The 24,007-nt window shown below is 64.2% G+C and carries 22 protein-coding genes; 10 read left to right on the forward strand and 12 right to left on the reverse strand.

What is annotated here, in order from left to right:
- Window positions 1-62: 62 nt before the first annotated feature.
- The 4 genes from mutL to C793_RS0109385 form a co-directional block, all read right to left on the reverse strand.
- On the reverse strand, window positions 63-1,973 hold the full coding sequence (mutL, locus tag C793_RS0109370) for a DNA mismatch repair endonuclease MutL (protein WP_017430685.1): 1,911 nt from the start codon (window positions 1,971-1,973) through the stop codon (window positions 63-65).
- Between the two features lie 81 nt (window positions 1,974-2,054).
- A complete protein-coding gene (locus tag C793_RS0109375) occupies window positions 2,055-3,515 on the reverse strand; it encodes an N-acetylmuramoyl-L-alanine amidase (protein ID WP_017430686.1) in 1,461 nt (486 codons plus the stop codon).
- Window positions 3,515-3,994, reverse strand: a complete 480-nt coding sequence (gene tsaE / locus C793_RS0109380) for a tRNA (adenosine(37)-N6)-threonylcarbamoyltransferase complex ATPase subunit type 1 TsaE (RefSeq protein WP_017430687.1) — start codon at window positions 3,992-3,994, stop codon at window positions 3,515-3,517. The genes C793_RS0109375 and tsaE overlap by 1 nt, the downstream gene beginning before the upstream one ends.
- A gap of 89 nt (window positions 3,995-4,083) precedes the next feature.
- Entirely contained in the window at window positions 4,084-5,577 is a 1,494-nt protein-coding gene (locus C793_RS0109385) for a bifunctional ADP-dependent NAD(P)H-hydrate dehydratase/NAD(P)H-hydrate epimerase (protein ID WP_017430688.1), read from the reverse strand.
- Window positions 5,578-5,746: 169 nt separating this feature from the next.
- Between C793_RS0109385 and queG the strand changes: the two genes are divergently transcribed.
- Entirely contained in the window at window positions 5,747-6,901 is a 1,155-nt protein-coding gene (gene queG / locus C793_RS0109390; protein ID WP_017430689.1) for a tRNA epoxyqueuosine(34) reductase QueG, read from the forward strand.
- 31 nt (window positions 6,902-6,932) lie between these two features.
- On the opposite strand, the gene orn is transcribed toward queG, so the two are convergent.
- Window positions 6,933-7,487: an oligoribonuclease gene (orn, locus tag C793_RS0109395; RefSeq protein ID WP_017430690.1), complete on the reverse strand. Its 555-nt coding sequence runs from the start codon at window positions 7,485-7,487 to the stop codon at window positions 6,933-6,935.
- 194 nt (window positions 7,488-7,681) lie between these two features.
- Here orn and rsgA point away from each other — a divergent pair, with 194 nt between their 5' ends.
- The 3 genes from rsgA to asd all read left to right on the forward strand — a co-directional run bounded on the left by rsgA (window position 7,682) and on the right by asd (window position 10,581).
- Window positions 7,682-8,701: a small ribosomal subunit biogenesis GTPase RsgA gene (gene rsgA / locus C793_RS0109400; RefSeq protein ID WP_017430691.1), complete on the forward strand. Its 1,020-nt coding sequence runs from the start codon at window positions 7,682-7,684 to the stop codon at window positions 8,699-8,701.
- A 27-nt stretch (window positions 8,702-8,728) separates the two neighbouring features.
- The gene (locus C793_RS0109405; protein WP_017430692.1) at window positions 8,729-9,571 is read left to right on the forward strand and encodes a sulfurtransferase; all 843 of its coding nucleotides are present in this window, start codon (window positions 8,729-8,731) and stop codon (window positions 9,569-9,571) included.
- Window positions 9,572-9,714: 143 nt separating this feature from the next.
- The gene (gene asd / locus C793_RS13735; RefSeq protein WP_017430693.1) at window positions 9,715-10,581 is read left to right on the forward strand and encodes an archaetidylserine decarboxylase; all 867 of its coding nucleotides are present in this window, start codon (window positions 9,715-9,717) and stop codon (window positions 10,579-10,581) included.
- Here the strand turns inward: asd and C793_RS0109415 are convergent.
- The 6 genes from C793_RS0109415 to C793_RS0109440 form a co-directional block, all read right to left on the reverse strand.
- Window positions 10,578-10,955, reverse strand: a complete 378-nt coding sequence (locus C793_RS0109415) for a thiol-disulfide oxidoreductase DCC family protein (RefSeq protein ID WP_026106217.1) — start codon at window positions 10,953-10,955, stop codon at window positions 10,578-10,580. The two genes, asd and C793_RS0109415, sit on opposite strands and share 4 nt — an antisense overlap.
- A 115-nt stretch (window positions 10,956-11,070) precedes the next feature.
- Window positions 11,071-12,330, reverse strand: a complete 1,260-nt coding sequence (locus C793_RS0109420; RefSeq protein WP_017430695.1) for a methyl-accepting chemotaxis protein — start codon at window positions 12,328-12,330, stop codon at window positions 11,071-11,073.
- A 243-nt stretch (window positions 12,331-12,573) separates the two neighbouring features.
- Window positions 12,574-13,701, reverse strand: a complete 1,128-nt coding sequence (locus tag C793_RS0109425) for an ABC transporter substrate-binding protein (RefSeq protein ID WP_245550213.1) — start codon at window positions 13,699-13,701, stop codon at window positions 12,574-12,576.
- Window positions 13,665-15,038, reverse strand: a complete 1,374-nt coding sequence (locus C793_RS0109430; protein WP_017430697.1) for a sensor histidine kinase — start codon at window positions 15,036-15,038, stop codon at window positions 13,665-13,667. The genes C793_RS0109425 and C793_RS0109430 overlap by 37 nt, the downstream gene beginning before the upstream one ends.
- Complete coding sequence (locus tag C793_RS0109435) at window positions 15,035-15,712, reverse strand: response regulator transcription factor (RefSeq protein WP_026106218.1); 678 nt, start codon at window positions 15,710-15,712, stop codon at window positions 15,035-15,037. Before C793_RS0109435 ends, C793_RS0109430 begins: the two co-directional genes overlap by 4 nt.
- A 19-nt stretch (window positions 15,713-15,731) precedes the next feature.
- Window positions 15,732-16,337 (reverse strand): helix-turn-helix domain-containing protein, encoded by a 606-nt coding sequence (locus tag C793_RS0109440; protein WP_017430699.1) that lies wholly within the window; start codon window positions 16,335-16,337, stop codon window positions 15,732-15,734.
- A gap of 360 nt (window positions 16,338-16,697) precedes the next feature.
- On the opposite strand from C793_RS0109440, the gene C793_RS0109445 reads away from it, so the two are divergent.
- From C793_RS0109445 to C793_RS0109470, 6 genes are all read left to right on the forward strand, one after another.
- Window positions 16,698-17,720 carry a Bug family tripartite tricarboxylate transporter substrate binding protein gene (locus C793_RS0109445; RefSeq protein WP_017430700.1) on the forward strand — a complete coding sequence of 341 codons (1,023 nt, stop codon included), beginning with the start codon at window positions 16,698-16,700 and terminating at the stop codon, window positions 17,718-17,720.
- Window positions 17,717-18,172, forward strand: coding sequence for a tripartite tricarboxylate transporter TctB family protein (locus C793_RS0109450; RefSeq protein WP_017430701.1), 456 nt, complete (start codon window positions 17,717-17,719; stop codon window positions 18,170-18,172). The genes C793_RS0109445 and C793_RS0109450 overlap by 4 nt, the downstream gene beginning before the upstream one ends.
- Window positions 18,172-19,677 carry a tripartite tricarboxylate transporter permease gene (locus C793_RS0109455; RefSeq protein ID WP_017430702.1) on the forward strand — a complete coding sequence of 502 codons (1,506 nt, stop codon included), beginning with the start codon at window positions 18,172-18,174 and terminating at the stop codon, window positions 19,675-19,677. Before C793_RS0109450 ends, C793_RS0109455 begins: the two co-directional genes overlap by 1 nt.
- A 242-nt stretch (window positions 19,678-19,919) precedes the next feature.
- Complete coding sequence (locus C793_RS0109460; protein ID WP_017430703.1) at window positions 19,920-21,113, forward strand: NnrS family protein; 1,194 nt, start codon at window positions 19,920-19,922, stop codon at window positions 21,111-21,113.
- Between the two features lie 57 nt (window positions 21,114-21,170).
- Window positions 21,171-21,560: a SirB2 family protein gene (locus tag C793_RS0109465; protein WP_017430704.1), complete on the forward strand. Its 390-nt coding sequence runs from the start codon at window positions 21,171-21,173 to the stop codon at window positions 21,558-21,560.
- Between the two features lie 27 nt (window positions 21,561-21,587).
- Window positions 21,588-21,959 carry a YbaN family protein gene (locus C793_RS0109470; protein WP_017430705.1) on the forward strand — a complete coding sequence of 124 codons (372 nt, stop codon included), beginning with the start codon at window positions 21,588-21,590 and terminating at the stop codon, window positions 21,957-21,959.
- A gap of 45 nt (window positions 21,960-22,004) precedes the next feature.
- On the opposite strand, the gene scpC is transcribed toward C793_RS0109470, so the two are convergent.
- Window positions 22,005-23,543, reverse strand: coding sequence for a succinyl-CoA:acetate CoA-transferase ScpC (gene scpC / locus C793_RS0109475; RefSeq protein ID WP_017430706.1), 1,539 nt, complete (start codon window positions 23,541-23,543; stop codon window positions 22,005-22,007).
- Window positions 23,544-24,007 lie beyond the last annotated feature (464 nt).

The raw sequence follows: 24,007 nt of genomic DNA on the forward strand, positions 1-24,007 counted from the left end.
TCGTCGTCGCCTGTGGCCGCTTACTGGCCGCTTGTGGCCGCTTACTGGCCGCTTGTGGCCGATTACTGGCCACGTAGAAATAACCGATCCAACGCCTGCATGTTCATCTGCGTCCAGGTGGGGCGGCCGTGATTGCATTGGTCGCTGCGCTCGGTGCGTTCCATGTCGCGCAACAGCGCGTTCATCTCGTCGACGGTCAGGCGCCGGTTGGCGCGTACGCTGCCGTGGCACGCCATGGTGGAAAGCAGCTCGTGGATCCGCGCCTCAACCTGGCGGGAACGGCCGTAGCGTTCCAGCTCTTCCAGTATGGCCCGCACCAGAGCGTCGGCGTCGGCACCGGCCAGCAGCGCCGGCAGCTGACGGATCAGCAGCGTTTCGGGCCCGGCCATATCGAGCACGATGCCGAGCTTTTCGATAGCGTCGGTTTCGCTTTCGGCAATCGCCACTTCATGGCGGCTGGCGGCCATCGACACCGGCACCAGCAGCGGCTGAACGTCAATGCCGGTATCGTCCAGCTGTCGCTTCATGCGCTCGTAGACAATGCGCTCGTGAGCCGCGTGCATATCCACGACCACCAGCCCGCCGGCGTTCTCGGCCAGGATGAAAACCCCGTGTAGCTGCCCCAGCGCGTAGCCCAGCGGCGGCGGCGCGGCGGGATCCTGATCGGGCATGGACACCGGCGCAGGCCGAACTTCCGAGGCGCTGTCACCTTCCGGCGCACGCGGGGTCAGCAGCGTCTCTTCGTGGTCGGGGTGCAGCGCCTGATAGCCCTGCATGAAGCGCCGCACCCGCGCCGCGCCGGGATGCCGGTCCGTACTCGGCGCCAGCACCATACCCTGCTGCTCGAGACGACCGCTGTCGGCCGGCGTGGCATGAGCTTCCGCCTGGTCATCGCCCGCTGCCGCGTATGCCGCCGTCTCGGCGACCTCATCTTCCGATGAATCCGGCCGAGTATCGGCCAGGCAGCGATGCAGGCTGGAGAAGAGGAAGTCATGCACCGTGCGCCCGTCGCGAAAGCGCACCTCATGCTTGGTGGGGTGAACGTTGACATCCACCACGTCGGGGTCAACGTCAAGGTACAGAACAAATACCGGATGTCGGCCGTTGTACAGCACATCGCGGTAGGCCTGGCGCACCGCATGCGCCACCAGCCGATCGCGCACCACCCGGCCGTTGACGAAAAAATACTGCTGATCGGCCTGACGACGCGAATGCGTGGGCAGCCCGACCCAGCCGGACAGGCGCAGCTCACCGACCTGGCGCTCGATGTAGCGGGCATGTTCGATAAAGGTTTTACCCAGCAGCGACGCAATCCGCCGCTCCCGGGCCGCCGGGGAATCCCCCGGCGGCAGCTGATGCACGGTTTTATGGTTGTGGCGCAGCGTCCAGGCCAGGTCATAGCGCGACAGCGCCTGGCGACGAAACGCCTCTTCCAGGTGGGCAAATTCGGTTTTTTCGGTGCGCAGGAACTTGCGCCGTGCCGGAGTGTTGAAGAACAGGTCGCGCACTTCCACGCTGGTTCCGCGCGGATGCGGCGCGGGTGCCACCCGGGCCTCCATGCCTCGGCCTTCGGCGGTAACGCGGTAGCCGTTGCGCGGATCGTCCAGCGCATTGGACGTCAGCGCGAGACGCGATACCGAGCTGATGGACGCCAACGCCTCGCCGCGAAAGCCCAGCGAGCTGACGCCCTCCAGGTCGTCCAGATCCTCGATCTTGCTGGTGGCATGGCGCGACAGCGCCAGCGCCATGTCGCCTTCGGCGATGCCCACGCCGTCGTCGCGCACGCGGATCAGCCGCGCCCCGCCCTGCTCGACGTCAACCTCAACGCGCCGGGCCGCCGCATCGATGGCGTTCTCCATCAGCTCCTTGGCGACCGCCGCCGGGCGCTCTACCACTTCCCCGGCGGCAATCTGGTTGGCCAGGCGCGGCGCGAGTACCTGAATCTTCGGCGTCACCGCCTCGTTAGTCTCCAACACATACCTCCAGAGCCGATGATCGGAACCGTCGCCGAAGCCCCTCGGCGACCCGGGGATAACGCCTGGCCGCCAGCCGCGTCACGATCCGGGAATACGCAGCACCTGCCCCACACGGATCACATCGCCATTGAGCTCGTTGGCCTCGCGCAGCCGGCTGACCGGCACGCCCTGGTCGGCGGCGATGGTCGAAAGCGTATCGCCGGATTCGATGCGGTATTCGTCGCTGCCCGGCCGGCGCTCGTGGTCCTGCTGCCAGGCCAGCAGGCTGGCCGGCGGCGGATGCCGGGCAAAGTGCTTGCGTACGCCGGTGAATACCGCCCTGGCGAGGCTATCCTGATGCGACGGAGAGCCAAGGCGCTTTTCTTCCGCCGGGTTGGATATAAAGCCGGTTTCCACCAGCAGCGAGGGGATATCCGGCGATTTCAGCACGACAAAACCGGCCTGCTCAACCCGGGACTTGTGCAGGTCGTTAATCTGCGACAGCTGGTCCAGTACCTGGCCGCCAATGGTCAGCGAATCGTTGAGCGTGGCGGTCATGGTCAGATCCAGCAGCACGCCGCGCAATACCTGGTCCTTGTCGTCGAGAGACAGGCCGCCCTCCACGCCGCCGACCAGGTCCGAGCGGTTTTCGCTGTCGGCCAGCCACTGGGCGGTTTCCGAGGTGGCCCCGCGCTGGGACAGCGCATAGACCGAGCTGCCCTTGGGCCGGGGGCTGTTGAACGCATCGGCGTGAATGGAGACGAAAAAATCGACCTTCTGCTCCCGAGCCAGCCGGGTGCGCTGGCGCAGTCCCAGGTAGTAATCGCCATCGCGGATCATCACCGCCTTGAAGCCTTCGGCGGCATTGATGCGGGCGGCCAGCCGCTGGCTAATCTCGAGCACCACATCCTTCTCACGAGTCCCGGCGGGGCCGGTTGCGCCGGCGTCTTCACCGCCGTGGCCGGCATCCACCGCGATAATGATATCGCGCCTGGGATGCGGCTCGGCCTTGTCGGCCACCGCGACATCGTCGGGTTCTTCGCCCAGCGCCCGGGCCTTGGTATGGGCCCGCTCGGCGGCGATTTCCTGCTCGCGGATCATCGACTCGATGGGATCAATGGGATTTTCCACTGCGCTTTCGCCGGGGTATTCCAGATCCACCACCAGGCGGTGGCCGTATTCCTCGTTGGGCGCCAGGCTGAAGTTGCGCGGCTCGACTTCGCGATTCAGCTCCAGCACCACGCGCAGGTCATCGCCGTCGCGCACCCCGGTGCGCACCGCCGAAATCGCGCTATCGTCGAGCGGCAGACTGTCAACATCTGCCTCCAGGTCGCTGTCGGCCAGGTCAATCACCAGACGCGACGGCGATGCCAGAGAAAACACGTCGGCCTCGGCAGGTTGGGACAGGTCAAACACCAGCCGGGCGTGGTCCGGTGCCGCCCACAGGCGCATGCTGTCCACCGTGGCGGCGGTTGAGGCGCCAGCGGCCAACAGACCGACACACGCCACCGCCGCGACCACCGCCCGACGCAGCCCGTACTTGCCGCTGCCTGCCGCCATCACGCGCCGCTCCCGGCATCGCCCCAGACGTCATCAAGCTCGGCCAATAACGCCTGGCCGCGGGGGCTGGCACTCCGGATGCAGGCGCGGCGACCGCTCCCCGCCACTTCAAGGCTCAGGTTGACGTCCGCCGGCGGCAGCCAGCCCTCTCCCCGGCCGGGCCACTCCACCACGCACAGGGCGTCATCGGCGAGCAGGTCGCGCCCGCCGATGAACTCCAGCTCTTCCGGATCGCCCAGGCGGTATAAATCCAGATGGTAAACCCGCTGCCCATTGAGCTCGTAGGGCTCAACCAGTGTATAGGTGGGGCTTTTCACCGCGCCCCGGTGGCCATGAGCGCGGAGTATACCCCGCGTCAACGTGGTCTTGCCTGCGCCCAGATCGCCGTGCAGATAAAGGCGCCCACGCCCCTGGAAAAGACGGCCCAGGGCTTCGCCCAACGCAACCTGCCCTGTTTCATCGGAAAGTGTCACCTGCATGGCGGGTCGTACCTTGTTGCGGTTGGAAGTAATCGCGTTCGTCGTCGAGTGAGTCGTATCGAGTCAGTTGTATCGAGTCAGTAGCGATATCAGGCTGAGCGGGGATTAATCAGCCGGCGCGCACAGGATGCCAGATCACTCGCCAGCAAACCACGTTCCCCCTGATCGTTGGCGGCCATGTTCGCCGCCAGCGCATGAACCAGCACGCCGGTGCGGACGGTGTCATCCTGCATGCCGAACTGGCCCGCCAAGGCGCCCAGCATGCCGGCAAGCGCATCGCCCATACCGCCGCTGGCCATGCCCGGGTTGCCGTAGGGGCAAACCGCCAGACCGCCGGAGCCGGCGACCAGGCTGCCTGCGCCCTTGAGCACCACGCTGCCGCCGTAGCGCTGCCGCAACGCCTCTACCGCTGCGGGGCGATCAGCCTCTACCTCGGCGGCGCTGATACCCAGCAAACGGCCGGCCTCGCCGGGGTGCGGCGTCAGCACCCAGTCATCGCGCTGCTCGCGGGTAAAGCGGCTGGCCACCAGGTTCAACGCATCGGCATCCACCACCAGGGGCTTGCGACTTTCCAGCGCGGCGCCCAGCATCGCCTGGCCCCAGGCGCCCTGGCCGATGCCGGGGCCTACGACGATCACGCTGCTCCGGTTGATCAGTTCAGCCACATCGGCGCCGCCGCGCACCCCGTGGGCCATGACTTCCGGGCAGCGGGTCAGGCTGGCGCTCACATGCGCCGGCGCAGTAGCCAGACTCACTCTGCCGGCCCCCAGACGCGCGGCGGTTTGAGAAGCGATCAGCGCCGCCCCGCCCATGCCGGGTGCGCCACCCAGCACCAGCACATGCCCCATCTCGCCCTTGTGCGCGGTGCGCCGACGCGGCGCCAGCGCCCCGGCCAGCTGCTGCTCGTGCAGAAGCACGCCCCGCGGCACAATATCGAAAAACGCCCGGGCATTAACGCCCAGCGGGCAAAACACCATCTCACCGGTATGGGCCGGCGCCTGGCCGGTATGCAGCCCCAGCTTGTCGCCGATAAAGGTCACCGTGGCGTCGGCGTGAACAGCCCTGCCCAGCATCGCCCCGGTGTCGGCGGCCAGCCCCGAGGGAATATCCACCGACAATACCGGTTTGCCCGCGCGGTTGACGGCATCAATGGCCCGGCCGTACGCGCCCTTCACCTCGCCCGACAGCCCGGTGCCGAGCATGGCATCGACCACAACATCGCCCGCCATACGCGCATCGTTGTGCCAGGAAATAAGGTCGACGCCCGCCGCTTCGGCCGTGGCCGACGCCCGCGCCGCGTCGCCGTCAAGTTCGGCGACCGGCTTGAGCGCCAGACACTCCACCGACAGCCCGGCCTGAGCCGCCAGAGCGGCAATAATATAGCCGTCGCCGCCGTTGTGGCCCCCGCCGCAGAGTACGCTCAGCGAACGTGCGTCGGGCCAGCGCTCGTGGAATACCTGCCAGGCGCTGAAAGCAGCGCGCTGCATCAGGGCGAAGCCTTCAATGCCGGCAGCCATGGTACGCCGGTCAAGCTTGCCGACCTGGCGGGCGGTATACAGGGGACGCAGGGCATCAAGAGTCACAGGCGTATCCTCATTGCCGGTAGCAGTGCTAAACCGCTGTCGGTAAATAGCAGTGGTAAATCGCAGGTACGAAAAAGGCATCAGCCGGGGCGCCGTATTTCGATAGGCGCCGCTTGTACGTTAGCATGGCAGCCGTTTTCTCCCTGCTTCCTCCCTGACCTGACCCGCCATGACCGCTTCCGTTCCCCCGCATAATGACACCGCGACCCCGGCGACGCCGCCGCTTTCAACGTGCGAGCTGGCCGACCTGGCGCGCGAGATCAAGGACTGGGGCGACGACCTGGGTTTTCAGCAGGTCGGCATTACCGACACCGACCTGACCCAAGGCCCCGGCGGCGACCACGAGGCTCACCTGAACGCCTGGCTGGACCAGGGCTACCAGGGCGAAATGGGCTTCATGGCCAAACACGGGACCAAACGCACCCGCCCCGCCGAGCTGGAGCCCGGTACCGTCCGAGTCATCAGCGTGCGCATGGACTACCTGCCCGAAGATATGGCCAGTATCGAAGTGCTCAGGCGGCCCGAAAGCGCCTATGTGTCGCGCTACGCGTTGGGCCGGGACTACCACAAGCTGATGCGCAAGCGCCTGGCCGCGCTGGCCAAACGTATCGAGGAGCGCGTGGGCACAATCGGCTACCGCGCCTTCGTCGACTCCGCCCCGGTCATGGAACGGGCGCTGGCGCAGAAGGCCGGCCTCGGCTGGTTTGGCAAGAACGCCATGCTGCTCAACCCCAAAGCCGGCTCGCTGTTCTTTCTCGGCGAGCTTTACACCGACCTGCCGCTGCCCGTGGATGCCCCGTTCGCCCGCGACCACTGCGGCAGCTGCAACAGCTGCCAGGTCGCCTGCCCTACCGGCGCCATCGTCGACGACGGCGTGGTGGACGCACGCAAGTGCATCTCGTATCTCACCATCGAGCTGCACGGCGCGATCCCCGAAGAGCACCGCCGCGCCATGGGCAACCGCATCTACGGCTGCGACGACTGCCAGCTGTTCTGCCCCTTCACCCGCTTTGCCAACCCCACTCGGGAAGACGACTTCTACCCCCGCCACGACCTCGAATGCGCCGAGCTGCTGACGCTATTCGCCTGGGGCGAGCAGGAGTTTCTGGATAAAACCGCCGGCAGCGCCATTCGCCGCATCGGCTATGTACGCTGGCTGCGCAACATCGCCGTGGCGCTGGGCAACGCCCCCTACAGCGAGGCCGTGGAGGCGGCCCTGATGGCCCGGCGCGCCTATCCCAGCGAGCTGGTACGCGAGCACGTCGCCTGGGCGCTGGCCGAACAGCGCGACAAGGCCGCCCGGCGCATCGCCACCGCCGGTTAGTCGGCCGCTTTCACCTCACGGCGTTTTCACCTCACGACGTCTTCAAGAAGGTCTTGCGGTAGTGGGCCAGCTCCTCGATGGACTCCTTGATGTCGTCCATTGCCAGGTGGACATTGCGCTTTTGAAAGCCTTTGGCCGCGTCAGGGTTCCAGCGCTTGATCAGCTCCTTGATCGTGGACACGTCCAGGTTGCGGTAGTGGAAAAACGCCCAGAGCTCGGGCATTTCCCGCTCCAGAAAGCGTCGATCCTGGTGAATGCTGTTGCCGCACATGGGCGAGGTGCCCGGCGCGACGTATTCGCGCAAAAATGCCAGCGTCTGCGCCTCGGCTTCGGCCGGGCTTGCGGTGCTTTCCTGAACGCGTTTGACCAGCCCGGAGTCGCCGTGGGTCTTGCGGTTCCAGTCGTCCATCTGCTCCAGCAGGCTATCGGGCTGTTTCACCGCAATCACCGGCCCTTCCGCCACGGTGTTGAGTTGACTATCGGTCACCAGCGTAGCCACCTCGATAATGCGCTCCCTGTTCGGGTCCAGCCCGGTCATTTCCAGATCGATCCAGATGAGTAGATCCTTGCGCGGTGCATCGCTCATGGCGGCTCCAGTTTGTCGTAACATTGCGGGTAAATGGCGTCATTGTGACGGCTTTGGCCTCGCGCGCAAGCGGCCTTGTCCGATGGGCGGGTTCAACGCGGGTAAATCCATCACGCCGTAGCGTCAAACCCGTTACACTAGCGGGCGCGGCAGCGATGCCCGCCCACAGCCTTTTACTCCTTCAACAGGTGGCCATGAGCAAACGCAAACTGACTCGCCAGCAGCGCTGGCGCGTGGAAAAGATCCAGGCCGAGCGCGAAAAGCGCGCCGCCAAACACCAGGCCAAAGAGGCCGAGCAGCTCGCTGCCGGCGAGTACGGCGCCGAGCAAAGCGGCCGCATCATCGCGCACTTTGGCCGCACCGTGGAAGTACGCAGCCAAAGCGGTGCGGCGGTGCGCTGCCACCTGCGCGCCAACCTCCAGGGGCTGGTCACCGGCGACGTGGTGATCTGGCGCGAGGGCGAGGACGGCTCCGGCGTGGTGGTCGCCGCCACCGAACGCGACAGCGTGCTCTCCCGCCCGGATTTTCAGGGCAGGCTGAAGCCCGTGGCGGCCAACGTGGATCAAATTCTCATCGTGTTTGCCGTGGAGCCCGTGCCCTACGCCAATCTCATCGACCGCTACCTGGTCGCCGCCGAGGCAACCGGCATTGCCCCGGTGCTGGTACTCAATAAAAGCGACCTGCTGCCCGACGACGGCGGCGAGCCGGGCCAGCTTCTGGAGCGCTATCGGGCGCTCGGCTATCCGGTGGTCAACGCCACCACGGCACGGCCGGGCGGGCTGGGTGCGCTGCACCGGCAGCTGGCCGGGCGCACCTCGGTACTGGTCGGGCAAAGCGGGGTGGGCAAATCTTCGCTGATTGATCGCCTGTTGCCCGACGAAACCCTGCGTATCGGCGCGCTGTCCGAGGAGTCGCGCACGGGCACCCACACCACCACCACCGCCCGGCTTTACGCCATGCCCGAGGCCGAAGGCGGCGTGCTCATCGACTCCCCCGGCATCCGCGAGTTCGGCCTGACACACCTGGATGCCGACACCGTGACCGCCGGGTTTGTCGAGTTTCGCCCCTACCTGGGCCGCTGCCGCTTTCGCGACTGCCGCCACCAAAGTGAGCCGGGCTGTGCTTTACTTGCCGCCGTGGAGGCAGGCACCATCCACCCAGAGCGCTTTGCCAGCTACCGGCGGATTCTCGCCAGCCTGGAAAGGTCCCGCTAACTCCCGATTTGCCAACCAGGAACTGCCATGAACACCCCGCAACAGAGCTCTGAAACCAACCAGCTGCCGCTGATCGTCGAGCCGGAAACGCTACACGCCCACCTTGACGACCCTCAGCTGCTGATTGTTGACGTCCCCAAGGACCCCGGCAGCTACAGCCGGGGCCATGTCCCGGGCGCCGTCTTTCTGGAAGGCCGGCGCCTGATGCACGGGCATGCGCCGATTCCCAGCGACGCGCCGGACGTCGAGACTCTGTCCGCCCTGTTCAGCGCCCTGGGGCTGACCCGGGATACCCACGTTGTGGCCTACGATGACGAGGGCGGCGGCTTTGCCGCGCGGCTGCTGTGGACGCTGGAGCTGATCGGCCATACGCGCTACTCCTATCTCAACGGCGGCATTCACGCCTGGCGCGCCGACGGCTTCGAGCAAAGCACCGAGCCGACCGCGCCCACGCCGTCCAACTACCGCGCCGACATTCTCCATCCCGATACGCGTATTACCGGCGATGAGATCAAGGAGCGGCTGGACGACAGGGATTTCGCCATCTGGGATGCCCGCTCACCGGCGGAATATAACGGCGAAAAAGGCAACAACAAGCACCTGGGCCACATTCCCGGTGCCGTCAACATGGAGTGGGTCAACGCCATGGACCCGGCGCGGGACCTGCGCATGCGCGGCTATGCGGAAATGATCACCGAGCTCGAGGCCATGGGCATCACCCCGGACATGGAAATTGCCACCCACTGTCAGGGGCATCACCGCAGCGCCTTCACCTGGCTGGTCGGCCGTGCGCTGGGCCTGAACATTCGTGGCTATGCCGGCTCCTGGGGCGAATGGGGCAACCGCGACGATACGCCGATTGAAACCTGATCCATCCGCACTGGCGTCGGAGATAGCGCCCCTGCTGCCCTGTCTCCGACGCCGAGAAACCCGCCAGGGCAATGGCCGCCTGGCGTCTGCCTGAACCAGCGCCTACTCAAATTAACGCCTGCCCAATAGTGGAACCAACGCCCGTGACGCTTTCCCGAAAAGCCTTTGCGCTGATGCAATACCCGCTGCCCCACCACGCCCTTTCACGGCTTGTAGGCAGCCTTGCCGAGTGCCGCACAGTAGGGCTGAAAAACGCCCTGATCAGCGCCTTTATCCGGCGCTTCAACGTCGACATGCGCGAGGCGCTGGAGCCGGATTACCGCGCCTACGCCAGCTTCAACGACTTTTTCACCCGGGCGCTGAAACACGGCGCTCGGCCCATCGGTGAAGGCATCACCAGCCCCGCCGACGGCGCGCTGTCGCGCTACGGGCGCATTGCCGCCGGCGAGCTGATTCAAGCCAAGGGGCAGCGTTTTTCCGTTCGAGCGCTGCTGGGCGGAGATGCGGCGCTGGCGGAAACCTTCACCGGCGGCAGCTTTGCCACGGTGTACCTCTCGCCGCGGGACTATCACCGCGTTCACATGCCGGTTAGCGGCACCCTGCGCGAGACGATCTACGTGCCCGGGCGGCTGTTCTCGGTCAATCAGGCAACGGCTGAACACGTGCCGGGGCTTTTTGCGCGCAACGAGCGACTGGTGTGCCTTTTTGATACCGAGCATGGCCCGCTGGCGGTGGTGCTGGTGGGAGCGATGATCGTCGCTGCGATTGAAACCGTCTGGGCCGGGCAGGTCACCCCGCTTGCCGGCACGCCCCAGCGTACCCGTCTGGATCAGCCGATTCGGCTGGAAAAAGGGGCGGAGCTGGGGCGTTTCAAACTCGGGTCCACGGTAGTGATGTGCAGCGCCAGCCCGGTGTCGTTTGACGATTTTACCGCCGGCGCCAAAGTGCAGATGGGGGAACGTCTGGGAGATAGCGGCAAGCCGAGCGGTCACGGCAAGGGCGAGGACTAATCGGGCAAGCGGCCTTCGCGCCTGAGCCGCCGGCGGACCCAGCGACGGTACAAAACGGTGAGCACGCCCTTGACGCCGGGCAGACCCATCAAAAAAGCGGCCGGCCGCAAGCGCGGTACGCGCTGCATCAGCAGTACGTAGGCGTCGATGCCGTCATACAAATGGCCGTTTTCATCTTCCAGGTGCAGCGACATCAGCGCGACATTCGGGTCGACGCCGATGGCACGCAAATGCTCGCCGTACTGGTTGAGGTCGCACCATTTTACCGAGTCGCCGGTCTCGCCCGCCCAGCGTTCATAGCGCGCTCGGTCGCGCCGGCATATCGGGCAGGCGCCGTCATAATAGACATACAATAACGTCAATGCTGATGCCATGAAGCCTCCGCCAATCAGCGATCGGGCAATCATCGGTCCTGGAAAACCGAGCTGGACAACTGATCTAAACAGCCGAGCCGGATAACGGACGTCGATCAGTCACGGTCGTTGAACATCAGGATGCCAGCTGATCAATGGATTGTGAAACGTCGCGGGCACCGGTCAGAATTTCATTGACAATACTTTCAATGTCGTTGATGTGCGTCTGACTCTGCTGGCTGACTTCCACCACGTCGTTCATCTTGGTCGCCGCGCTGGCCGTGAGGTTCTGGTTTTCCGTCAGAACCTCGTTGATCTGCCGCGCCGACTCGCTGGCACTGTTCGCCAGGCTCCGCACCTCGCTGGCCACCACGGAAAATCCCTTGCCCTGCTCGCCGGCGCGAGCCGCTTCCACCGCCGCGTTGAGCGACAGCAGATTGGTCTGCGAAGCAATCCGCGAAATCGCGCCGGTAATCTGATTGATATTGGTCGCCTGCTCGCGCAGCGTTGCCATCATCTGCCGGGCGGCATCGACCTCGTTGGCGGTTTTCTGCGCCCCGGAGACCACGTTCTGCAGGTGCGTCAGGCCGTTGGCGGCAATTTCCGTGGTCTGGGTCGACGTTGCCCGAGCGGATTCCACGGCACGACTGGCGGCTTTTGCCTGCTCCACTTCATCGGTTACGTCGGAAGCAAACTTGACGACTTTCACCACTCGCCCGCGGTCATCCTTCACTGGGTTATACGTGGCTTCCAGCCAGATGCTTTCTCCCCGAGAGGTTATCCGCTCGAAGCGTCCCTTGCGGTATTCATCGCTGGCCAGGCGGTCCCAGAAATCCGGGTGCTCGCGGTAAAACGCCTCGGTACACAGCATGCGGTGATGCTGGCCTGCGAGGTCGCTCATCCGATAGCCCACCGCATCCAGAAAGTTCTGATTGGCGTGCATGATGGTGCCGTCGGGATGAAATTCGATCACCGCCATGGACTGTTCCAGCGCCTGAAGAATAGCCTGCCGGGAGGAGGCGCGCTGATGCTCGGCGGTGACATCGTTGGCCACCTTGACGATTTCGGTCACCTTGCCGCGACGGTTGGTTACCGGGAAATAATGCGCCTCAAGCCAGGTCTCTTCACCGTTGCGATTCAGGCGGCAAAAGGTACCCGACTGCGCATGACCGGCGCGGAGCGTTTTCCAGAATGCCTGATAGTCGGCCGAGCTGACATCCTCGGGGGTACAGAAAATGCGGTGGTGCTGCCCCTTGATCTCGTCCCACTGATAGCCAAGCGCATCCATGAACGGCCGGCTGGCGTGGGTCACCAGCCCCTCGGGAGTAAAGGTGATGCACAGGGTGTGCTGCATCATGGCGTCAACAAGACGCGCTTCGCGTTGGTGGGCAAGCATCAGTATCTCCGGAAGGGCTTTATCGTGACAGGAACGGGGAGTCCGTATCGCCATGTTCACAGCCGCTATATCGCAACGGACTGTGTCCTCATGGTGTTTCAGTATGGAATTTTGTAAACGATGATTTTTGACATTTATCACGTTTTTGCCGATTGAAACGGCTGAGTCATCATACTAACGCTCACCAATCCTTTTACATATTTATTTTACCCTATACAAACAATGCGCGAAATCTATACAAGGTTATTCCGCGATTGCCGGAGACGCTTTCCCCTGCTGAAAAGCACGCTGCCAGCGCGATAACAGCGCTCGGCGCTTGAGGCGGTCCAGCGCAGCCAGCAGCTGCGGATCAAGCTCCATGGGCCGGAGGGCGCTATGGGATGACGCTCGCTGCTGCGCGGATCGGTCGACCACCGCCGGGTGCACGGCGCCCAGGGTGGTGTCGCGATCGATAACCTGCTGCCCCCGGCGACTTACCAGAAAACGCATGAACCGTTCGGCCGCTTGTGGATGGGGCGCCTCATCGGCGATGAACGCCAGGCGCTGTACAACAAGGGCATAGTCGTCGGGAATCACGTACTCCAGCTGAGGATGCCGATCAACAAAGGCTCTGGCGTAGCTGCCCAGCAGATTATAGCCCAGCCAGTAGCGCCCGCTGGCCAGCCCTTCCAGCATCCGTGAGGTGGTGGTTTCCAGGTTGGCTTTCACGCCTCCCAGCGCCGCCACCAACTCGCGGTAACGCGGCGACAGCCGGGCGTCTTCCATGGCGTAGCTGTAGCCTGCCCCGCTTTCCGCCGGATCATAGGTGGCTACCCGCCCCCGCAGCCGGTCCTGATGCTCCTGTAACAGACTCAGCAGCCGGGCATGGTTGGTCGGCGGCTTGGCCACATCCGTAAGCTTCCGGTGATACACCATGACCACCGGCTCGAAGGTAAACGCCACCAGCTCGCGGCGCCATTGCGCCCATTCCGGCCAGTGATCCAGCGTTTTCGGCGCCAGCGCGCGGGCATGGCCGTCGTTGGCCAGCGAAAACTGCCAGGGCATGGCCGAAGAGATCACCACGTCGACACCCTGCGGGTCGCGCAGGAATCCCTGGTAGAGTTCCAACGTGCTCATGTTGCGATAGCGCACGTCAATTTGCGGATAATGCCGGTGAAACGCCTTGATCAGGGGCGTGGCCTGGGGCATATCCAGCGCTGCATGGATCGCCAACGAGCGGGAGGGCGACATGGGATCGGCGGCCGGCAGATGCAGCGTTTGGGCCTCATCGGCGCCGGCCGCGTGACTCCACGCCAGCACCCAGAGGGCCAGCAGCCGGCCCAGAACCCGATGCCTTATTCCGCGGCGTTGGCAAAACTTAGCGTTACACACAGGCCGGCTCCTTGTTCGCTGTCATCCAATACCAGTCGGGCGCCGTGATGCCGGGCAATGCTGTCGACAATGGCAAGCCCCAACCCCGAGCCGCCGGGGTCGTCGTATAGCCGATGGAAGGGCCGCAGGGCCAGCCGCCGCTGCGCCGGCGCAATGCCCACGCCGTTATCCTCCACCTGGATAGCCGGCGGCGCGCTCAGGGTTCGTACGGTAACGCGGTCGGCGCCGTAGCGCCGGGCGTTATCCAGCAGGTTGTTCAGGGCTTCGTCCAGCAGCCAGGGCGTGGCCTTCACCGTGACCGGCTGGTCGGCGCTGTCCAGCCCCAGATCAACCTGCGCCTGATGAAATGCCGGCCAGTGCTCGTGCAGCGCCTGACGCGCGTGGCCATTGAGGTCGAGACGTTCGGGTGCCGGCGCGTATTCCGGATTATCCAGCCGCGTCAGTGAGAGTAGCTGGGTGGCCAGGCGCCCGGTGCGTTCACTGGTCATCTGTATGGTGCTCAGGGCCTCATGCCACTGCTCGGGAGAGTCCTGACGCAGCGCCAGCTCGGCACGCGCGGATATCCCCGCCAGCGGCGTACGCAGCTGGTGCGACGCATCACCGATAAAGCGTTCCTGGTTGGTGCGCACGCGGCGCATTCTGGCCAGCAGCTGGTTGATAACGTCGCGCAGCTCGGCCAGCTCCCCCGGCAGGATCAGGGTCAACGGCGACAGCGAGCGGGGGTGGCGCGAGCGGATGGCGTGGCGCAAGCGGGTCAGCGGCGCCAGCGCCGCGCGGACGGCCAGCAACAGCAACGCCAGCGACAGCAATCCCATCCCCAGAATGGCCGCAAGACTGTTCCACCAGAGGTCACCGGCAAGCCGCTGGCGCCCTTCACGGGTATGCGCAACGCGGACGGTAAAGCGCTCGCGGTTCTGCCACCCTTCCAGCCGCGTGGGGCGTATGCCTTCGCGCACGGTCATGCCCAGCCACTGGACGTCCTGATAGACCACCGTATCCGCTTCCGGCGAACGCGACCCGGCGTAGGCAGGCAGTCGCGCATTGCCGGTAATATAGCGGCCACTGTCATCGACCAGGGTATAAAACACGCGCTCCTGATCCCGGCCCGAGAGCATTTGCAGGGCGGCCGGCGGCAGATCCAGCCACAGCTCATCATCCTGCCACTGGACCTGCTCGGCTATGCTCAGCGTGGCCGCCTGCAGCAGGCGGTCAAACGCATGGTCCGCCGCCGCTCGGGAATCCCGCCATGCCTGGGTAAACAGCAGGCTACCCAGCGCAATCAGAGGCAGCGACAGCCAGACCAGCAGCCGCCCGTAAAGGCTTTTGGCCGGCGTCACGAGCGGGTATCCAGTACATACCCCAGCCCGCGCACGGTGCGCAGCACCAGCGGCTCGGGCAGGCGCTTGCGCAAGCGATGGATATACACTTCCACGGCGTTATCGCCGACGTTGTCGGCTCCGAACGCCTCCTGGACCAGACGCGCCTTTGCGACCGGCCGGCCGGCGTGGTGAAGCAGGCAGGCCAGCAGGCGCTGCTCGCGGCCGGGCAGCGCCAACGGCTCCCCGTGGCAGCGAAACGACAGCGTGGTGCTATCGAATTCGAGCGGCCCGAACGTCACCGGACCGCTGCGTCCACGCCGGCGCAACAGCGCCCGCACGCGGGCTTCCAGCTCGCTCAGGGCAAAGGGCTTGGCCAGGTAGTCATCGGCGCCCAGGTCCAGCCCGCGCACGCGGTCCTCGACCCCGTCACGCGCCGTCAGAATCAGCACCGGCGTGTGCGTATCGTGGCGTCGCAGCGCCGCGAGCACGTCCAGCCCGCCGGCCCCGGGCAAATTCAGGTCCAGCACCACCAGGTCCGCGTCATGTCCGGCATCACCGGCGCGCGGCGGCGCCAGCAACGTCATGGCCCGGTCACCGTGATCGAGGTGCTCGATGCTGTGCCCTTCGGCACGCAGCAGCTCGTCGAGCGTCCGGGCGAGCATGGCGTCGTCTTCAATCAGCACGATGTTCACGGCAGAGCCCTCGGCATTATCAGGCAGTCGTCGACGCGCTGCCGGGTTGATCATCGGCCGTCAGGCGGGCGACGGCTTCCTCGAGCAGCGCCAGCGCCCGGGTCTCGGGTACCCGCCCTGCCGGACCGGACAGGGTCAGCCAGCGCTTGGGCCGGCTCTGTGGCAGCGCCACGCTCAGCATGACGCCTCCCGGAATCACCGGGCAAGGGCTGTCCGGCGTCTCGCATGCCCACTGCATTCCCGCATACAGATCATGGCGCAACGCCTGGTCGGGAAGTACCGCCAGGCGACATTCGGCGCCCCGGGGTGTGGCTTCAACAAGCGATGCGGTTTCGCCCAGCTGTTCAGCCAGCGCCGTCAGACAGGGCTCGACCCGCACCAGCAGGCCCTGCCCGCCGGCATAGCGTCGGGCAAGTCGAGCGGGGGTCTCCCCCAGCTGCCAGCGACCGTCTTCTGTCCGGCACACATAGCCAAAACGCGCCAGCGACCCCAGCAGACGCAACAGAGTGCTTTTGTAAAAGCCGGTATGCCCAGCCAGCGCCGCCAGACTGTAACCCTCGCCGCTGTCGAAAACGTCCATCACCGTCAACGCACGTTCGACGGCTTCGACCCTGTCCTGCGCCATGTTGGTTGGCCTCCCTGTTTGCGGCCCTGCTTTTCAGGCCTGGCTTTGCGGGCCTGTTTTTACAAGTCTGTTTTTATGAGCTTGTGTTTACGAGTCGGCTTTTACGCAATGCTCCCGAGCACCACGCAACACCCTGCCTACAACTTTGGTTTAGGCAGCGGCTCAGCATGTTGACCGGGTCGATTATCCCACTTAACTTTCACCCTGAAGAACGATGATTCTACCTTACAGAACTGTAAGGTTAAACCCCGCGCTCGATCGAGCGCAGCAACGTTGGACAGCGAACTCTGACAACGAACTGTGTCAACGAACTCTGACAACAAACTCTGCAAACAGCAGTACAACCAGGAGAACCATTCCATGCCTGTTACAGCGAAGAAATCAGCGTTCCGGGGTATCGGCCGCAAAGCGCCGCTGGTGCTGATGGCATCAGCCATGCTGGCCGTCGGCAGCAGCGGACTGATGGCCTTTGAACCCGAGGGCAAGGTGGAGTGTATCGCGCCCGCCGATCCGGGTGGCGGCTGGGACTTCACCTGCCGCAGCGTCGGTGACGTGATGGAGACGCTGGATCTGGTGCCACGCAGCGTACAGACCACCAACATGGCCGGTGCCGGCGGCGGCGTTGCCTATGCCCATACCGTGAGCAAGCGCGAAGGCGACGACCAGACGCTGGTAGCGGCCTCCACGGCGACCACAACCCGCCTGGCGCAGGAACAGTTTCCCGGCATGAGTGCCGACATGGTGAACTGGGTCGGCGCACTGGGAGCGGATTACGGCGTGATTGCCGTAGCGGACGATTCGCCGTATGACGACCTGCCCGATCTGATGGACGCCCTGCGCAAGGACCCGCGCAACGTCAAGTTTGCCGGCGGCAGCGCCAAGGGTGGCTGGGACCACCTGAAGGTACTCATTGCGGCAAAGGCCGCCGATGTCGAAAAGCTGCCGAGCATCCCCTATCTGTCGTACAACAACGGGGGCGAAGCCATGACTCAGGTCGTCGGCGGCCACGTTGACGCCTTTACCGGGGATACTTCCGAAGCCCGCGGCTTTATGGAATCCGGTGACCTGCGCATCCTGGCGGTACTCTCGGAAGACCGCCTGCCCGGCGAATTCAGCGATATTCCCACCGCGCGTGAACAGGGCATTGACGCTCTTGGCCCCAACTGGCGCGGCTTTTACATGCCGGCCGGCATCTCGGACGACGCTCGGGAATACTGGGTCGACGCCATGGACACCATCTACGAAAGCGACAAGTGGAAAGACGTCATGACCCAGAACGGTCTGATGCCGTTCCACATGAGCGCCGAGGAGTTTGACCGCTTCGTGCACGACCAGATCGATGACATCGAACAGCTCTCCCGGGAAATCGGGCTGGTGAAATGAGCCGGCTCAATGACCGTATTCTCGGCATTTTGCTGATCGCCCTGGCGGTGGCCTACGGCCAGGGCGCCACGCAGCTTCCGGAGCCGTTTGGCGGCTCCGGGGCCGTTGGCCCCGAGACCTTTCCGCTCTTGCTGGCCGGGGTTCTGGGGCTGTCGAGCCTCTATCTGGTAGTACGTCCGGATCCGGATAACGCCTGGCCGCTGAGCCGTACCGGCATCGAGCTGATCATTGCCGTGGTGGTGTTGGTGCTGTATGCCCTGCTGCTGGCCCCGCTGGGCTTTATCATCAGCACGACGCTGGCCGTGGGCACGCTGTGCTGGCGCATGGGGGCAACGCCGCTATCGGCCTACCTCACCGGCCTGATAGCCGGCGTTGTGGTCTTTCTGCTGTTCAACTTTGCGCTGGATCTGGCATTGCCGCTGGGTCTTCTGGACTTCCTGGAGGTGGGCTGATGGAGACACTCGGCTATCTGATGGACGGTTTCAGCGTTGCGCTGGCACCGCACAACCTCATGTTTGCCCTGCTGGGGGCCTTTCTGGGCACGCTGATCGGGGCGCTACCCGGGCTGGGGCCCGCCAACGGTGTCGCTATCCTGATCCCGCTGGCGTTTTCACTGGGGCTGGAGCCGGAAACGGCACTGATCATGCTGACGTCGGTCTACGCCGGCGCGATGTACGGCGGGCGGATTTCCTCCATCCTGCTCAACATCCCCGGCGACGAACCGGCCATGATGACCTGCCTGGACGGCTACCCCATGGCGCGTCGGGGCAAGGCGGCCGAAGCCCTGGCAGTATCCGCCGTGGCGTCGTTTATCGGCAGTCTGGTGGCTACCGTCGGGCTGATACTGCTGGCACCGCTGCTCGCCAAATTTGCTCTGACCTTCGGCCCCGCCGAGTACTTTGCTCTCTTTTTGCTGGCTTTCGCCACCCTGGGCGGCATTACCGGCAAGAACCCCGTCAAGACCATCGTCGCCGCCTGCATCGGCCTGATGATTGCCACCGTCGGAATCGATAACACCGGCGTGCAGCGCTTTACCTTCGGGGTGCTGGAGCTGTACGAGGGGGTGGACTTTATTATTGCGATTGTGGGGCTCTTCGCCATATCGGAGCTGCTCTTCTTTATCGAGGCACGCGCCAGCGGCGACACCCCCGGCATGACGGTCAACAAGCTGTCGCTTTCCTTCAGCGATATAAAAGGCATCATTCCGTCGAGCCTGCGCGGCGGCGTCCTCGGCTTCATCGCCGGCGTACTGCCCGGTGCCGGCGCCTCGCTGGGCAGCTTTATCGGCTATACCCTGGAAAAACGCCTGGTAGGCCGGAAAGGCTACTTCGGCGAAGGCGATCCGCGCGGCGTAGCCGGCCCCGAAGCGGGTAACAACGGCGCGTCCAGCGGGGCTCTGGTGCCCATGCTGACGCTGGGCGTACCCGGCAGCGGCACGACAGCCGTTCTGCTGGCACTGCTCATCTCGCTGAATATTACCCCCGGGCCGCTGATGTTCACGCAAAACGCCGACATCGTCTGGGGCGTGATTGCCGCGCTGCTCATCGGTAACTTCCTGCTGCTGCTGTTGAACATTCCGCTGGTGGGCATTTTCGTCAAGCTGCTGTCGGTACCGCCGAAGTACCTGCTGCCGGTTGTCACCATGGTGGCCTTTGTCGGCATTTACTCGATCAGCAACACCACCTTCGACCTGTACTTCATGGTGGCCTTCGGCGTTGGCGGCTATGTGCTGCGCAAGCTGGAAATCCCTCTGGTACCGGTCATCCTCGGCCTGCTGCTGGGCCCGGAAATGGAAAAGAACCTGCGCCATGCGCTGGATGTGTCCAACGGCGACTGGACGATCCTCTGGGGCAGCGGGCTGGCCATCAGCCTTTGGGCGCTTGCCGGGCTGGGCATTATTCTGCCGTATATCGTCGGCCCCCTGCTCCGCCGCCGCATGCGGGCCGTTACCTCATGATCCGGTCGCGCCCCCGGCATCCATGACGTAGGCCCCGCGCCGGAGACGGCGCGGGGTCTTTCAGCCATATCTGTAGCCATCACCATGCGCGGATACGAAAACCGCCCGCGACGTTGTTCGCTCCCGGGCAATGCCCAACGCGAACCGGGGGCATGGCTGCAACACGTTGACGCAGGTCATGCATTTCAGATGCATTTTTCGTATGCTGGGCAAACCCGAGTAAAACCGTCAGGAATTGCCCCATGCAGGATACCTCCCTGAAGCATCATGTCCCGCTCATGCGTCTGGCCTTTCGTCCGTTTTTCCTGCTGGGCGCGCTATTCAGCGTGCTGGCCATGCTGGTATGGCTGGCCTTCTGGAACGGCAACCTCTGGCTGTCGCCCTACGGCGGCATGCTCTGGTGGCACCCCCACGAGATGCTGATCGGCTTCGGCAGCGCGATTATCACCGGTTTTCTGATGACCGCGGTGCAAAACTGGACGGGGCAGCCCGGGCTGAAAGGCTGGCCGCTGTTCGGCCTGGCAACACTCTGGCTGGCCGGCAGGCTGCTGCTGGCCTACGGCAATACGCTGCCGCCGATGTTGCTGCTGGTGGTCGATGTGGCCTTTCTCCCTCTGGTCGCGCTGGCCATGGCGCGGCGCGTGCTGGCCGTGCGCATGTGGCGCAACCTGGGCTTTGTTCCGCTGCTGCTGGCGCTGGCGGGCACCAACGTCGCCATGCACCTGGGCGCACAGTGGAGCAATGGCACCCTGCTGCGTGAAGCCAGCCATTCGGCCATGCTGTTGATTACCCTCCTGATGGTGTTTCTCGGCGGGCGGGTCATTCCGTTTTTTACCTCGCGCAAACTCGGCATCAGCCAGCCTGAACGGCTGCCCTGGCTCGAAACGGCCAGCCTGGGGAGCGTCATCGCCGTGCTCCTGCTGCAGATTCTCTCCGCGGCTGGCGTCGGAGCGGCCCACGCAATGCTGCTGCCCATGCTGCTGTTGGCCGGCACGGCCAACGCCTGGCGGCTGTCACGCTGGTATCACCACAATATCCGTCACGAGCCGCTGCTCTGGGGGCTACATGCCAGCTATGCCTTCATTCCGCTGGGGCTGATCATGTGGGCCGTTGAGCACGCGGGCGGTCAGCGGGTGGAAACCGCGCTGCACGCGCTGGCCATCGGCGGTATGGGCACCATGATGCTCTCGATGATGTCGCGGGTGTCGCTGGGGCATACCGGGCGGACCATCCGGACCCTGCCGGGGATCGGCGTGGCACTGGCGCTGATGCTGTTCGCGGCGCTGATGCGTTCGGTATGGCTGTGGCTGTATCCGCAGTCCAGTCACTGGGTTTACAGCCTGGTGATTCTGGCGTGGTGTATCAGCTATCTGGTTTATATCCTGTATTATGCCGTTCCCCTGCTGCGCGCCCGGCCGGACGGCAAGGACGGCTAGACCGACTTCGCCCGGCGCGCACGCTGACTGATACGCCTGAATCGGGATCCATCACTCATGGAAAGCTATACCGTCGTTAAACACCTGCACATCACCGCAGCCTGCCTGAGCCTGGCCTTTTTTATCTGGCGGGCGTTCTGGTCGGTCAACGGCAGCAGCATGCTGAAGGCACGCTGGGTCAGGATTGCGCCGCACATTATTGATACGGCGCTGCTGGCGCTGGGGGTGGCGCTTGCCGTGATGCTGAATTTCTGGCCGCTGCCGGGCTGGCTCACGGCCAAGATAGTGGCGCTGGTGGTGTATATCGTGCTGGGTACGGTGGCGATCAAGCGCGGCGCAACGCCGGCTATCCGCGCGGCATTTGCTGTTGCTGCGGTCGCGGTATTTGCCTATATACTCGGAGCCGCCCTACAACACAGCGCGCTTTCCTGGCTTGCCGGCGTCTGAGGCATGGCCGATTCGAGGAGGCCCGGTATGCGTATTCCCGCTCTCGTCTGGTGCACACTGGCTTACCTGTTTATCGGCCTTGGCACCGCCGGCATTGTGCTGCCGCTATTGCCCACCACGCCGTTTCTCCTGCTGGCACTCTGGGCAGCCACCAAGGGGTCGCCCCGGCTTGCCGGCTGGTTGCAGGGCCATCCGCGTTTTGGCCCCTACCTCTGCGCCTGGCGTGAGGAACGTGCGATTCCGTTCCGCGCCAAGGTCACCGCCTGTCTCCTGCTGACCCTGAGCTTTGTCATCCTTTGGGTGGGCAATGCACATCCCTGGCTACTGGCCGCACTCGCGGTTCTCTTCAGCGGCGTGGCGCTGTTCATCGTCACTCGCCCGAACACTCGCAGCGCTTGAGCGATGTGCCTGCGGGATAGCCCGCCACGCCGCTGAAACCCGGCGCTAACCGATGGCCTGAGCTTTTTCCACGTACTGGAAGCGACGCATATTGCCTTCCTTTTCCATGGCGATATGCCAGGCAAGGGCCTGTTCCAGACAGTGCGGGGTGTGCCCGCCGCGCTGGCAGGCTTCGCTGAAGTAGTCGCGCAGCGCCGGGCGGTATATCGGTGCGACGCATTTTTCGATCACTTCAACAGCGCGCTCGCGCGGCGCCAGACCACGCAGATCGGCCAGGCCGTGCTCGGTCACCAGGACGTCAACGTCGTGCTCGGTGTGATCCACATGGCTGACAAAGGGAACGATGCTGGAAATATCGCCGCCCTTGGCCAGCGACTTGCTGACAAACACCGACAGCTGGGCGTTGCGGGCAAAATCCCCGGAACCGCCGATGCCGTTCATCATTTTGGTACCGCCAACGTGGGTCGAGTTGACGTTGCCGTAGATATCCATCTCCAGCGCGGTATTGATCGAAATAATACCCAGCCGGCGCACGATACCCGGATGGTTGGACAGCTCCTGCGGACGCAGCACCAGCCGATCGCGATAGTGGTCGAGGTTCTCCCAAACGCGCTTACCGCAATCTTCGGACAGGGTAATCGAGCAGCCCGAGGCAAAGTCCAGCTTGCCGCTGTCGAGCAGGTCGAAAGTGGAGTCCTGAAGCACTTCGGAATACATGCTGAGGTGCTCGAAGGGACCCTCGGCGAGCCCGCTCATGACGGCGTTGGCCATGCTGCCAATGCCGGCCTGCAACGGCAGCAGCGACGGCGTCAGGCGGCCGTCGCGGACTTCATCGGCAAAGAAGCTGATCAGATGATCGGCGATGGACCTGGTATCGGCATCCGGCGGCAGTACCGTCGACGGGCTGTCGTGGCCCTGGGTGACGACGATGGCCTCGATGCTCTCGGAGTCGATGGGAATGTGCGGCGTGCCGATGCGCGAATCCGCCGCGACCACGGGGATCGGCGTGCGCGTGGGACGCATCTGGGGGATATAGATGTCGTGCATCCCTTCCAGCGCGGCGGGCGAATCCAGATTCAGCTCGATGATGACCTTGTCCGCCAATATCGCATAGCTGGCCGAGTTGCCCACGGAAGTGGTCGGCACAATGTAGCCGTCTTCGGTGATAGCGCAGGCTTCGATGACCGCGACATCCATATTGGCCAGCTGGCGGTTGCGCAGCAGCTCCACCGTTTCGGACAGATGCTGGTCCATGAACATCACGCTGCCGTCGTTGATCGCGCGGCGCAGCGTGGCGTCGACCTGGAACGGCATCCGCCGCGACAGCGCGTTGGCCTCGGTCAACATACGGTCGAGGTCATTGCCCAGCGAGGCGCCGGTCATCAGGGTGATCGACAGCGGCTCGTTGCCGGCCCGCTCGGCCAGCGCACGAGGCACTTCCTTGGCTTCGCCCGCTCGGGTAAAGCCGCTCATCCCTACCGTCATGCCGTCCTTGATCAGCGCGGCTGCCTCTTGCGGAGTACGCAGCTTGTCGCGCCATTGGGGCCAGCGGCAACGCTCGTTAGCCAGGGCCTCGTTGAACATGAATGTATCTCCTTCGCCATACAAAATGCCGCACCAGCGCCGGTGCCGATGCTGTCAATGCCTGCCTATAATGACACGGCATGTCGATAAACGCGGCATATCACGACCAAAGTTGCAGGAAAAAGTTGCCGGGAAGTGCCATCAGGCGAGGCGACAACAGAGCGCTGCAAGCCATTCCCGCTCGTCCGCTAACCGGGCCGGCTATAAAACCGGTTACCCATCCGCGCGTAAAGCATCGCCCAATGCGGGCGGTGATAAAAGTGCGCACCGCAACGCGGTGCCGGGGTAGGGCTATCGCATAACTAGAACGGTTCTCAATTAGGTCAGCGTTTGGTCGCCTTGCTCCGCACTATCAATCACACTTCGGAATAGAATAGAAATAACCGATAGCTAGAGGTTATTTAAATTGGTCAGCTATCGATCAATTTCGCTATTTAGCCTCAAGTAAATGAGAAGCGTTATTT

This window comes from Vreelandella jeotgali Hwa, assembly GCF_000334215.1.
Lineage (GTDB): Bacteria > Pseudomonadota > Gammaproteobacteria > Pseudomonadales > Halomonadaceae > Vreelandella > Vreelandella jeotgali.